General features: G+C 61.1%; 12 protein-coding genes. 4 read left to right on the top strand and 8 right to left on the bottom strand.

Annotated elements, in window-relative coordinates; all coding sequences use genetic code 11:
• Window positions 1–110: 110 nt before the first annotated feature.
• Window positions 111–1,211, bottom strand: a complete 1,101-nt coding sequence (locus SYN9616_RS0108860) for a hypothetical protein (protein WP_028952765.1) — start codon at window positions 1,209–1,211, stop codon at window positions 111–113.
• A gap of 52 nt (window positions 1,212–1,263) precedes the next feature.
• Between SYN9616_RS0108860 and SYN9616_RS0108855 the strand changes: the two genes are divergently transcribed.
• From SYN9616_RS0108855 to SYN9616_RS0108845, 3 genes are read left to right on the top strand one after another with little or no spacing between them, the layout of a single operon-like run.
• The gene (locus SYN9616_RS0108855; protein ID WP_028952764.1) at window positions 1,264–1,605 is read left to right on the top strand and encodes a 2Fe-2S iron-sulfur cluster-binding protein; all 342 of its coding nucleotides are present in this window, start codon (window positions 1,264–1,266) and stop codon (window positions 1,603–1,605) included.
• Window positions 1,602–1,787 (top strand): hypothetical protein, encoded by a 186-nt coding sequence (locus SYN9616_RS15575; protein ID WP_037990859.1) that lies wholly within the window; start codon window positions 1,602–1,604, stop codon window positions 1,785–1,787. The genes SYN9616_RS0108855 and SYN9616_RS15575 overlap by 4 nt, the downstream gene beginning before the upstream one ends.
• On the top strand, window positions 1,784–2,839 hold the full coding sequence (locus SYN9616_RS0108845) for a DUF3326 domain-containing protein (protein ID WP_028952763.1): 1,056 nt from the start codon (window positions 1,784–1,786) through the stop codon (window positions 2,837–2,839). Before SYN9616_RS15575 ends, SYN9616_RS0108845 begins: the two co-directional genes overlap by 4 nt.
• On the opposite strand, the gene ald is transcribed toward SYN9616_RS0108845, so the two are convergent.
• The 5 genes from ald to SYN9616_RS0108820 all read right to left on the bottom strand — a co-directional run bounded on the left by ald (window position 2,815) and on the right by SYN9616_RS0108820 (window position 8,614).
• A complete protein-coding gene (ald, locus tag SYN9616_RS0108840) occupies window positions 2,815–3,954 on the bottom strand; it encodes an alanine dehydrogenase (RefSeq protein WP_028952762.1) in 1,140 nt (379 codons plus the stop codon). The genes SYN9616_RS0108845 and ald overlap by 25 nt on opposite strands.
• Window positions 3,955–4,020: 66 nt before the next feature.
• The gene (locus tag SYN9616_RS0108835) at window positions 4,021–5,721 is read right to left on the bottom strand and encodes an NAD+ synthase (protein WP_028952761.1); all 1,701 of its coding nucleotides are present in this window, start codon (window positions 5,719–5,721) and stop codon (window positions 4,021–4,023) included.
• On the bottom strand, window positions 5,721–6,299 hold the full coding sequence (locus tag SYN9616_RS0108830) for a nicotinate-nucleotide adenylyltransferase (RefSeq protein WP_028952760.1): 579 nt from the start codon (window positions 6,297–6,299) through the stop codon (window positions 5,721–5,723). The genes SYN9616_RS0108835 and SYN9616_RS0108830 overlap by 1 nt, the downstream gene beginning before the upstream one ends.
• A 6-nt stretch (window positions 6,300–6,305) precedes the next feature.
• Entirely contained in the window at window positions 6,306–7,610 is a 1,305-nt protein-coding gene (locus SYN9616_RS0108825; protein WP_028952759.1) for a GTP-binding protein, read from the bottom strand.
• Window positions 7,611–7,615: 5 nt separating this feature from the next.
• Window positions 7,616–8,614, bottom strand: a complete 999-nt coding sequence (locus SYN9616_RS0108820; protein WP_028952758.1) for a CNNM domain-containing protein — start codon at window positions 8,612–8,614, stop codon at window positions 7,616–7,618.
• A gap of 84 nt (window positions 8,615–8,698) precedes the next feature.
• Here SYN9616_RS0108820 and SYN9616_RS0108815 point away from each other — a divergent pair, with 84 nt between their 5' ends.
• Entirely contained in the window at window positions 8,699–10,024 is a 1,326-nt protein-coding gene (locus SYN9616_RS0108815) for an aminopeptidase P N-terminal domain-containing protein (RefSeq protein ID WP_037990857.1), read from the top strand.
• Here SYN9616_RS0108815 and SYN9616_RS0108810 read toward each other — a convergent pair.
• Window positions 10,021–11,178 (bottom strand): calcium:proton antiporter, encoded by a 1,158-nt coding sequence (locus SYN9616_RS0108810; protein WP_051410997.1) that lies wholly within the window; start codon window positions 11,176–11,178, stop codon window positions 10,021–10,023. The genes SYN9616_RS0108815 and SYN9616_RS0108810 overlap by 4 nt on opposite strands.
• Window positions 11,175–11,903, bottom strand: coding sequence for a TIGR01548 family HAD-type hydrolase (locus tag SYN9616_RS0108805; protein WP_232200225.1), 729 nt, complete (start codon window positions 11,901–11,903; stop codon window positions 11,175–11,177). The genes SYN9616_RS0108810 and SYN9616_RS0108805 overlap by 4 nt, the downstream gene beginning before the upstream one ends.
• Between the last annotated feature and the right edge of the window lie 15 nt (window positions 11,904–11,918).

Raw genomic sequence — 11,918 nt, 5'->3', positions numbered from 1 at the left:
GCCTCTATTAATGGGGCCTTTTAACGATGTGCGCACATGATGATGGCGTGTGCAATGGTTCTCGTGCTTGGTGTTTGGCTGCATTGTCTTTCTCCCTTTCTGCCTGTGGCTCATGATGGATCGTTGTTCATTTCGCAAAGTGTTTGAAGGATGGCTCGCGTTGCCATGGCTTTGATGATGGCTCTTGACTCCAGGATCTCAATCATGTGTTGCTGACGCCTCCTGTTTTCCTGATCGATCAAAGAGATGAAATCGTCATGCACTCCCGTTTGAGATGTATCCCCTGGTGAGAAATGCTCCTCAAAGCTTGTCTTCGTTTGGTCGCAATATTTCTGATTCGAACCTTTGAATAGTGCTAGGTAGTGTCCCTCGATGGTCGACGTGAAGTCTGGATTGATTTCGGGAATGCGTCTCGGTAAGTGGGCGCTTATGCGTTTCAGTAGGCCGTTTTGTTGATGGGGCGTGATTGGAAATTGATCGCCCTCGTCAAGCAGGATTGACTCTGCAATCGTTTCTGTAATGTATTCTGAAAAAGACGTATTTTTTGAAGGCTTGCACTTTTTTAAGAACGCTGCACTGAGCCCAAGTTTGCAGGTTTGGTTGAAGTGCTGAAGGAGATATTCGGGTTTGTTGGACTTGCTGAGTGGACTTGAAGCGAGAGTGCAGGGAATCTGAATCAAGTGACAGGTGGATTGAAGTTGTTCAGCCTGAGCACTCCAATCAGGTCCTTCCTGGTTGATCAGCCCTGTGATGAGCCAGCGCTCATAGGCGCTGAACAAACGCCAATGCCAACCTTCATTGTGGAGGGCTTGAGCACCTCTTTTAAGTTGTTTGGTGTTTCTGAAATTCCACTGGTTGAAGTTGGAACGTTGCCAGTCGTCTTGCCGTCTTGTGTAACCAATGATGAGAATCGATTGATATCCCACATGTTCAGCAACCCGACAGATGTTGTAGACGGCGACGTTGTTTTTCTCGAGAAACTCGTGACTCACCACCGCCACATCGGCCTTTGCGAGCTCTTTCAGGATTGATTCACACGTTTGAAGGGCGTTCCTATCGGATCGATTCAACCGTGTGATCAGGTCGGTGGGCTTCAGTCGGACGAAGCTAATCGTTGGGTCAGTTGATGTTCGGCATGCCTTTCTCAGCATGGCCTGAATACTGCTTGATCCACATTTCGCGGCACCGATGTGAATGATCAGGTCGCTCACATCAGATGGCGGGCTCTCTGGGAAAATACATCTGATCAGCGATGGGCATCAGATGACTGAAACCGCAGCGGCAGTGTCGACCCACACCATCCGGGCGGAGTTTGAAGGCGAGATTCAAAGCTTCCTTTGCCGTTCTGATCAGACGGTGCTCAACGCTGCTGAAGCTGCCGGTGTGATGCTTCCCAGTTCCTGCTGCTCGGGTGTCTGCACCACTTGTGCAGCCGTCGTCACGGAGGGACGTGTTGAACAACCCGACGCCATGGGGGTTAAGTCTGATCTGCAGGAACAGGGCTATACCTTGCTTTGTGTGGCTTACCCACGCGCTGATCTCACACTCAGGGCTGGTCAGGAGGATGCGCTCTATGAAGCGCAGTTCGGTCAGTACCAGAAATGATCCTGCGGACCCTTCGCCTGGAGCTGCGCTGGCCGCTGAACATCCCTGCCTCAGGCTTGAGGTCCTTGATCAAGCGTGAGGTCGCTGACCAGGATCACTGGCTTCGCTGGGCTCTGACAGCTGTGACCCGGGATGCGGATGGCCAGAGGATCCTCCAGTTGGAAGCGGTCACGACGGAATGATCCCTGCGCCGATGCCGACTTTGATGGTCGTGCCGACGGGAATCGGTTGTGAGATCGGCGGTTATGCCGGTGATGCAATCCCCAGTGCCCGGCTTCTGGCGTCGGCCAGTGGTTGTCTGATCACCCACCCCAACGTGATGAATGGGGCGTCGCTCTACTGGTTGGACAACAGGATTCACTACGTCGAGGGGTATGCGCTCGACCGTTTTGCTGCTGGAGATTGGCAACTCCGTCCAGTGAGGCGACAACGCCTTGGACTGTTGCTCGATGCGGGGATTGAAGCGGATCTGACCCTTCGGCATCGGCAGCTGATGGAAGCTTGCCGCGCCTCCCTGGGGCTGGACATCGGACCGGTGATTACATCGGATGCACCGCTGGAGGTGACGCTGGAGACAGGAGGCAGTGGTGCCAGTTGGGGTCGGTTGGGACGACCTGATGCTCTTCTGCGTGCTGGCGAATGTCTCAAACGGGCTGGTGCTTCAGCGATTGCTGTTGTTGCTCGCTTCCCCGATGAGGTCGACACAGCAGCACTTGCCGCTTATCGGCAGGGCAGTGGTGTGGACGGCCTGGCAGGAGCTGAGGCGGTGATCAGTCATCTGCTGGTTCGTCATCTGCAGTTGCCCTGCGCCCATGCGCCTGCTCTGGCTCCTCTTCCCCTTGACCCTCAAGTGGACCCCCGTGCTGTGGCAGAAGAGCTCGGACACACCTTCCTGGCCTGTGTTCTGGTTGGCCTGAGCCGGGCCCCGGATTTGGTGGTCGATGGCTCTTGCCGACCAGACGATCTCATGGCGGATCAGCTCGGTGCTGTTGTGGTGCCCCAGGGGGCCCTCGGTGGCGAAGCGGTTCTGGCCTGTCTGGAACGTCAGGTGCCTGTGATCACGGTGGAGAACCGCTCCGTGCTCTCTGTCACATCCGATGCCCTGGCGATGGCGCCGGATGTTCTGCATGCAGGTAGTTACGCCGAGGCTGCTGGGCTGGTGATGGCGCTGCGGGAGGGGCTGGCACCGGAGTCCCTGATGCGTCCGCTTCAGCGCAGGCAGGCCATCGGATGACGGGGCGGTAGCCCCAGGGCTTTGGCGACGCCGGGGTGACAGACGCTGCCCTGAACGGTGTTAAGACCGGAGAGCAGTTCGGGCTTGTCCGTCACGGCCTCCTCCAGTCCCCGGCCAGCGATGCCAATGATGTATGGCAAGGTCACACTTACCAGGGCTTCTGTGGAGGTGAAGGGCACAGCTCCCGGCATGTTGCCAACGGCGTAGTGCTGCACCCCATGGATCGAAACCGTCGGGGAGGTGTGCGTGGTCTCCTGGCTTGTGGCCACGCAGCCGCCCTGGTCAATGGCCACATCCACGATCACCGAGCCGGGTCGCATCTGCTCCACCAGGATTTCATCAACCAGGGTGGGGGCCCGCCCTCCTGGCGTCAGAACAGCACCGATGACGAGATCAGCGGACGGTACAAGCCGTTCCAACAGGCCTCGGCTGCTCACCACACTCATCAGACGGCCGCGGCGATCGGCCTCAAGGCTGCGCAGGCGTTCGGGTGAGCGATCCAGCAGCAAGACCTCTGCGTCCATGGCAGCAGCCAGTCGTGCCGCATTCCAGCCAACGGTGCCTGCTCCAAGCACCACCACTCGTGCCGGTTGTACGCCGGTGCAGCCGCCCATGAGCACACCTCGCCCGCCGTGGGGTCGCTCGAGCAGATGGGCACCAACTTGGGCGGCAAGACGTCCTGCGATTTCGCTCATCGGTGCCAGCAGGGGCAAACTGCCGCTCTCGAGCTGGACCGTTTCGTAGGCGATCCCCGTCGTCCCTGCGTTCAGCAGAGCTTCCCCGACGCTCGGGTAAGCCGCCAGATGCAGGTAGGTGAACAACACCATGTCGTCCCGCAGGAACCTCAGCTCCTCCTGCTGTGGTTCCTTCACCTTCACAACCAGGTGAGCGCCCCAGGCGTCGTCCCGGGACACCACTTGAGCACCTGCCGCCGCAAACGCCTCATCTCTGATCCCCGCGCCATCACCGGCCCGACTTTCAATGCGGACCTCCAGGCCCTGACTGACCAGTTCACGAACGGCGTCCGGAGTGAGCGCCACCCGTTGTTCGTCGGCTTTGATTTCCTTGGGTACGCCGATGCTGGCCATCGGGGCCGTCAGAACGGACGCTGCCATGGGCCGGTGACCCTCATCGGGGGATCTCTTCAATCTGGCGCTGCAGCGCCATCGCTGCCAGAAAATTCACGCTGCTGCAATCGGCAGCCGCCATCCGGTGCCAAACGCTTGCGGACTCACCTTGAGCAGCGGTGGTGACTGGCGGCGCTTGAACTCGGCTCGACGCAGCATCCTCTCTACCCGTTCCACCAACGCTGGCGAAAAGCCCTCTGCAATCAGCGCCTGGCCAGAACGCCGTTCTTCGATCAGCAGCTTCAGCAACGCGTCAAGCTCCCCGTAATCCGGCAACGAATCGCTGTCCTTCTGGTCAGGTCTCAGTTCCGCGCTGGGAGGTTTGGTTCTGATCGCTTCGCCGACCAGCTCTCCCTGGCTCGCAAGCCCGAAATCATCGCGACAGCGACTGGAGTCATCGCTATCCAGCCAGTTGCAGAGAGCGAAGACCGTGGTTTTGTAGAGATCGCCAATCACGGCTAGGCCGCCATTCATATCGCCGTAGAGCGTGCAGTACCCGACGGCAAGTTCCGATTTGTTGCCTGTGGTGAGCAGCAGCTGTCCCTGCTGGTTGGCCACGGCCATCAGCAGGGTGCCTCGAATTCGAGATTGCAGGTTCTCAGCTGTGACTCCCTGGGGTTCCCCATCCAGGGCCGGTGCCAACGAGCTGCCGAAGCTTTGCATTAGCGAAGCGATTGGGACGGTTTGGCTGGCGATGCCAAGGCGGCTCGCCAGGGTTTTGGCATCGTCGATGGAGCCACGGGAGCTCCAGGGCGATGGCATCAGCAGGGTGGTGATGGCCTCGGGTCCGAGTGCTGCTGTTGCAATCACAGCGACCAGGGCTGAATCGATGCCGCCGCTGAGGCCGAGCAGAGCCTGTTTAAAACCGCACTTGGAGGCGTAGTCCCGCACGCCCAAAACGAGGGTTCGAAAAAGAAGGCCTCTGGGATCTGAGGGTGGCAGTGGCAATGGCAGTGGCAGTGCCGGCTGGTGCGATGGTTCGCTGTCCCAGATCTCAAACCACTCCTTGCAAAACGGCAGTTGCAGCAGGTGTTCACCCTTGGGATTGAGCAGAAAGCTGCCACCGTCGAAGATCAGCTCGTCGTTTCCGCCCACCTGGTTCAAGTAGACGACCGGGCAATTCAGACGCACTGCAGCCCGTGCTGCCAGTTGCTGACGCAGCGACGGCTTCGACGCGTCAAAGGGAGAGGCAGCCAGGTTGATCAGCAGATCCGGTGCGTCATTGATCAGTTCGGCTACAGGGTCTGGCCCGCTCAGCCGTTCTCTCTGCAGCTCGGTGTCCACCCAGAGGTCTTCACAGATGGTGAGCCCGAGTCGGAGGCCGTTGTCCAGCACCAGGCTGGAACTCCTCTCGCCTGGTCTGAAATAACGGCGTTCATCGAAGACGTCGTAGTTGGGAAGCAGCTGCTTGTGGGCAACGGGCCGCCATCCCTGGCGGCTCACTTGGACGATGGCGTTGTAGAGCGCCGGTCGACGACCGTCCTGGATGGCAATCGCTGCACCAACGAGAACGGTCAGGTCGGAATGCCGCTGATCAAGATCCCTGCAAAGCTGATCCAGGACTTCTTTCTGCTGGTTCAGGCGTTCCGGTTGCAGCAGCAGATCCCGCGGCGGATAGCCCCAGAGGGACAGTTCGGGCGTGAGCAGCAGATCCGCCTTGCCAGCCTCAGCCTGCTCACAGGCCTTGAGAATCATCCTGGTGTTCCCTGAAAGGTCACCCACCAGAGGATTGAGCTGGGCCAGGGCAAGACGCATCAGCAGTGATGTGGGGTGAGGCCATAAAGCTGATGCTCCAGCAGGAGAGGCCAGACCTGCCCTGGGATCTGACTCGGCTGCGGTTGCTGACGCAGGTTCGAGCTGGCAGTGGCTGGAACGTCCAGATCGAGAATCTCCAGGCGGCCGCCCATCTGGCGCAGCTCTTCTGTGGCCTTGGGGGACAGAGGCCAGCCCTGACGGGGGGCGATGGCGAGATGACAGGCCTCCAGGAACGCACTGGCCTGCTTCCAGCGAGGGATCTGTGCAGCCAGATCACTGCCCACAACAAACACGAGTTCCCAGTCGTGCCAGCGTTCGGCTGCCCGCTGCACCGTGGTGATCGCCCATGGGCTGCTCAGAGACTGAACCAGCTCCAGGCGTGGACTGCCGATCTGCCTGACCAGGGCCTGCAGCAAGGACGCGCGCAGATCCAGTGGGGCACCGTGGGATTTCATCGGATTGTCACTGGCCCAGGTGGCGACCCTGTCGAAACGGGCAAGCAATCCCTCCAGCAGGCACTGATGCCCCTTCGTGGGTGGGTCGGAGCTGGTGCCGAGCAGCGCGAGGGTCAGGGCCATGTCAGCTCAGGGCAGCAGCGGCTGCAAGGTCTGCGGGGGCCGTCCACCCCAGCGCTCCATCCAGTAGCGCACGACCGGATCGCTCTGACTCAGTCGCATCAGAAGGGCGCCTGGCTGCCCGCCGCAGCGATGCAGGCCACGCATCAGCTCCTCGGCCACGACCTGGCCGGTTCGTCTGGTGGTGTGCACGGCCAAAGCTGCCTGAGCCAGAGCAACGGGCGCGGCGGGGGCAAGACTCATGCCACCGCTGATGGGTGCCATCAGGATCAGACCCTGCTTCAACGCCGTCAGTCCCAGTTGGATGCCGACCAGGAGGGCGTTGTCCTGGGAGAGGCGCCGCAACAGTTGACGCGCGGATGATGGCGCCAACGGCAGGCCGTAGAGCTGGCACAGTTGCATCACAAGGGCTGTGTCGCAGGCCAGCCCCGCCGCCAGGTCGAGAGCCATCACAGGATTGGCAGCCACCCCTGTCGCCTTGGCTGCGGCAAAGCGTCCGATCAGTCCCTGGGCTCGCCGTCGGTGCTGCTGCAGACGCAGCTGCTGCCGCGCATGCTGGAACCGATCCGCCTGACTCAACGACTGCAAGGCCAGCAGCAGTGATCCTTCCGTTTCGAGCGTTTCGAGCAGTCGAACCCGCAAGGCCTCAACCCTGGCGGCAACCGGCTCACTGCGGACGCGCCCATCCTCGTCAATCACGGGTCGTCGAGGAGCAGCGGCGACGGCTGTCAGTGGAATGTCAGAGCTCAGGCGCGAGCGGATGCTGCTCAGCACCTCTGTGATCTCGTCGGCTTGCCAGCGGTCGCTCCGGTTGAGGACCAGATGGACAGGTTTGCCGGAATCCTGCAGCACCTTGAGGCCGTCCTGATCCGTGCGCGTCAGGTCGCTGTCGATCACCAGAAGCACGAGATCCGCGTCCATGGCGATTCGACGAGCCAGACGGGCGCGGGCCGCGGCCTGGATTTCATCGATGCCGGGGGTATCGACCAGTTCGACCTGATCCAGTCCTGGGATGGGGATCGGCCAGTTCACGGCCTGTTGCCGCCTTGTCTTTCCGTGGGCGACATCCGTCTCCATTACATCCGTCCCGACCAAGGCATTGATCAGGCTGGATTTGCCGACACCGACTCGACCGAAGACGGCAATGCGGAGCCGACGTTGCCTCAGCCGTAGCAGTTGACGGTCCAGCACCACCAGGGATCCCGCCAGCACGCCCTGTTCGCGTCGTGTGAGTTGCAACTCACCGCGCCAGCGCTGCAGCAGCTGCCAGCACCGATCGATGCTGGCTGGAGGTGGGATCACAACCTGATTCATGGGCCTCATGCTGCCGGCTTGCGCCACCCCCCCGCCAGCACGGCGAGAACGGATTCCGCACCGATGACGCCAACGAAGCCGCCGAACTCATCCACCACGACGCGTACTCCGCTGCTGTCCCGGCGAAAACCGGTCAGCAATCGATCGGCACGAATCATTTCGGGGACGTAATCCACCGTTTCACTGAGATCTGCAGGGGTCAGCAGTCCTCGGTTCTCGAGCAAGGCCGTGAGCAGGCGCTCTCGACTGGCCACCCCTAGCACCTTGTCCACCTGGTCTCCCAGAACCACCCACCAGGCAGCGTTGTTGTCCAACAACAGCTGGCGCTGAGCCTCCAGGCTGAGGGCTCCATCCAGGGTTGGCGCTGCCACCCTCGGCGTCATCAGGTCCCGTGCTGTGAGGTCATTCAGCTGAAAAACCTTGCCGATCATCGCGGCCTCATCCGCTTCGATCTGGCCTTTTTGGGATCCGAGTCTGGCCAGCAGGCGGATCTCGTCTTCATTGGTTGAGAGCTCGGCTTCCGCGGTGATCGCTGGCAGCAGCCGTTCCAGCAGTAACACCAGTGGCTTGAGCAGCAGGCCGAGCCAGTGGAGAACCGGGGCGCTCGCCAGTGAAACCGGCAGGGCCAGACGGCTGCCGAGCGCTTTGGGCAAGATCTCGCCAAGCAGCATCACCAGCACGGTGAGGCCTACAGAGAACAGTGGCAGGGCGATACCGCCAATGCCTCGTTGCTCAAAAACCCAGGCGGCGTAACCACCGAGCATCAGGCTGCCGAAAATGTTGAAGCCGTTGTTCGCAATCACCAGCACCGAGAGGGTTCTTCCCAGGCGCTGACGCAGCTGCGCCAGGCGCCGCGCACCCGCAACCGGCTGACGGCGCGCGGCCAATTCGTGAACGCGGATCGGACTGACCGTCAGCATTGCCGCTTCCACTCCTGAGCAGAGTGCAGAGCCGAGCAGCACAACGACCACCAGCAGCAGCAGCACCAACAGGTCAGAGCCCATTGCTGATTTCCGTGAAGCTCATGTTATCGACGTCAGGCAACCAGGAGCTTCGAGCTGCCATCCTGATCAACTGATGCGGGCGTGATGGCCATGGATCCAGCTCTTTATGGCCGACGCCGTGAGCGATTCATGGCGGAGCTGGGGTCAGCCGCTGCCGTGATTCCCGCTGCCCCTCTGGCCACCCATCACGCGGATTGTGAGTGGCCCTTTCGCCAGAACAGCGATTTCTTCTACCTCACCGGTTTTGATGAGCCGGATGCTGTGGCGCTGTTGCTTCCCCATCGGCCGGAAGGAGAGCGCTTCGTGCTGTTTGTGCATCCCAAGGATCCTGCCGCCGAGGTCTGGACCGGGTTTCGTTGGGGCACTGAAGGTGCGGTTGAGCGGTTCGGGGCTGACATCGCTTACCCGCTGGATCAGCTTCAGGGACGGCTCACCGAGTTTCTTGATGGAGCAGACGCAATCGCTTTTCGTGTTGGTCGTCATCCGCAGGTGGAGCCGCTGGTGTTGCAAACCTGGGGGCGTCAGCTGGATCGCGCTTCGCGATCCGGCAGTGCCGCCCTCGGCCTGGTGGCTCCATGTCCGATCCTGCACCGTCTGAGGTTGTGCAAGGAACCCCACGAGCTGGATCGCATGCGGGAGGCCTGTCGTCTCTCGGCGGAGGCCCATGAACTGGCCCGCTCGATCACCGAACCCGGGATGAATGAAGCCCAGATTCAGTCCGCGATCGAAGCTCATTTCCGCAGCAGCGGTGCCCGTGGTCCGGCTTATGGATCGATCGTTGCCGGCGGAGACAATGCCTGTGTTCTCCACTACACGGCCAACTCGGCAGAACTGCGTGATGGAGATCTGTTGTTGATCGACGCCGGTTGTTCGATCTCGGACTACTACAACGGCGATATCACCCGCACCTTTCCGATCAACGGCCACTTCACCGCTGAGCAGCGAGACCTTTACAGCCTGGTGCTTTCAGCCCAGCAGGCGGCGATCGATGCGGTGCGTCCCGGCGGGACGGCTGAGGAGGTTCACCTCACGGCACTGACGGTGCTGGTGGACGGCCTGATTGAGCTGGGCTTGCTCAGTGGTGATTCCGAGGGTGTGATTGAACGGGGCGACTACCGCCATCTCTACATGCATCGAACCGGTCACTGGCTGGGACTGGATGTCCACGATGTCGGGGCTTATCGGCTGGGTGAGAAGCCAGCCAACCTCACCGAGGGGATGGTTCTTACCGTTGAGCCAGGGCTTTACGTGAGCGATCGTCTGGCGGTGCCGGAGGGTCAGCCGGCGATCGATGACCGCTGGAAGGGAATCGGGATTCGCATCGAGGACGATGTGGCTGTGGTCAACGGGGGCTGTGAGGTGATGACAGCCGCGGCGCAGAAGAGCCTGGCAGCGATGGAGCGTCCCTAGGCCACCTGCAGCAGGATCCAGAACAGAAAGATCACCAGCTTCATCAAGCCTTCGATGCCGGTGAGTCGAGCGTGGGGGTAACTCAGAATCAAGGTGAGGGCCAGAAGCACCATCTCGAAGGGCTCCAGCCCCAGGATGACGTCGGTGTTGGTGATGACCCCAAGAACCAGCACAGCAGGCACCGTGAGGCTCACGGTGGCCACCACGGAGCCATACAGCGTGTTGATCGAGCGTTGCACTTCCCCCTGCGAAGCCGCCTGCACGGCATTGAGTGCTTCCGGCGCCAGGATCAACATGGCCACCAGCACGCCGGCCAGGGAGCTGGGCAACCCCAGGTCGGTGATGCCGGTTTCAATGAGCTGGCCCATCGACTCAGCGATCAGGCACACCACCAGCAGGCCGACCACCAACAACGTGGCGGCTTTCCACAGCGGCAGGCCAGGCTCTTCAGCCTCGAGGATGTCATCGTCGCGGATGATCAGGTTCTCGCGTTCGGTGTAGAGGTTGCTGTAGCGCCCCATCTGGGCGGTGAGAAAAACGGCGTACACCCCCAGTGCCACCACGGACAGCACCACATTCACCGGAGTGCTGAAGTTCGCTTCCGTGGTGCTGCGGCTGAAATTGGGAATCACCAGGGCCAGTACGCACATGGTGCTGATCAGATCGAAGTAGGTGAGGGCACCCAGCAGGTTGGGACCCACCATCTGGCTGGTGTCCACCTTGCCGTCGTCGCAAAGGGCACCGCGGCGTACTGCTGCCAGCACGTTGCAGAGACCGGTCACTCCAGTGAGGGCGATCATCACCACCGAAAACATTGAATCCCTGGCCAGGGTCGGGTTGCGTTCGCCGGTGAGCATCGTGCTGGCGACGAGGGCCAGTTCGATCGTCATCACGGCCGCTGTCAGCACCAGGGTTCCGTAGGGCTGTCCGATCAGCTCGGATACCCGGTCAGCCTGGTTGGCCACGCTGCGGGAGAGCAATAGCACCACGCCGCTGAGCAGAATCAGTCCGCCGAGCACGACGGAGGTGGGTTGTACCAGCAGCCAGCCCATCACGCCGCTGAATTCGATTGCAGCCAGAGCAGCAAGACCAACCAGGATCGGGAGCAGCAGTGGGATTAATCCCCTATTTCGTTGAGAGGCTGCGTCGGTCATGGGGTCAGTCCTTCCATAAGGATTGGGAGCAACTCCCGGGTTGCGTCCACGATGCGGTCGGCGCCGGCGTCCTGCAGCTGCTGGTGATACCTCGTCACATCTGTGATGTGCGGTGGGGCCACAGCAAGGCTGCGCCAGGGAAGTTCCGGTTGCCGCTCGCGGGCATTGAGCACCGTGTGCACATCGGCCACCGTGTCGCCGATGTAAGCGATCCAGCGGGGCACTTCGCCGGCGGCCAGCTGCTTGGCCATGCGAATCAAGCCGGTGGGATCCGGTTTGTCGGGTGCATCGCCCATGGCGATCAAGGGTGGATCGACCAGACCTAGACGTTGGCTGAGGACGAATCGGGCGGACGCCGGTTCGGCACCGCTGACGAATCCCCAGCGGTGCCCCTGGGCCTGGAGCTGATCGAAGAAGGATTTCGCCACCAACAACGGCTCATCTCTGATGAAACCGCTCCAGTTGGCGGGATCACCATCGGGATTGCCACCGAAGTAGAAGTCGCTGAACACACGCACGAGGCTGCTGCGCATTGGCACGCTGCAGCCCCGACGCCTCAGCAGCTCGAGACTGGCATCCCAGTCGTTGTTCCAAAGCCCTTCCGACTTGAGGACGTCGATGTCGTTCGGGCTCGGCTTCCAGCCGCAGTAGTGATGAACGGTTTCCTGCAGCGCCCGTCTGTAGCTGCCTGCGACATCCCGGATGACACCGTCGATGTCGAACAACAGGAGGGAGGGTTT

It is taken from the genome of Synechococcus sp. CC9616, assembly GCF_000515235.1.
GTDB lineage: Bacteria > Cyanobacteriota > Cyanobacteriia > PCC-6307 > Cyanobiaceae > Parasynechococcus.
This window is presented reverse-complemented; position numbering and strand designations above follow the sequence as displayed.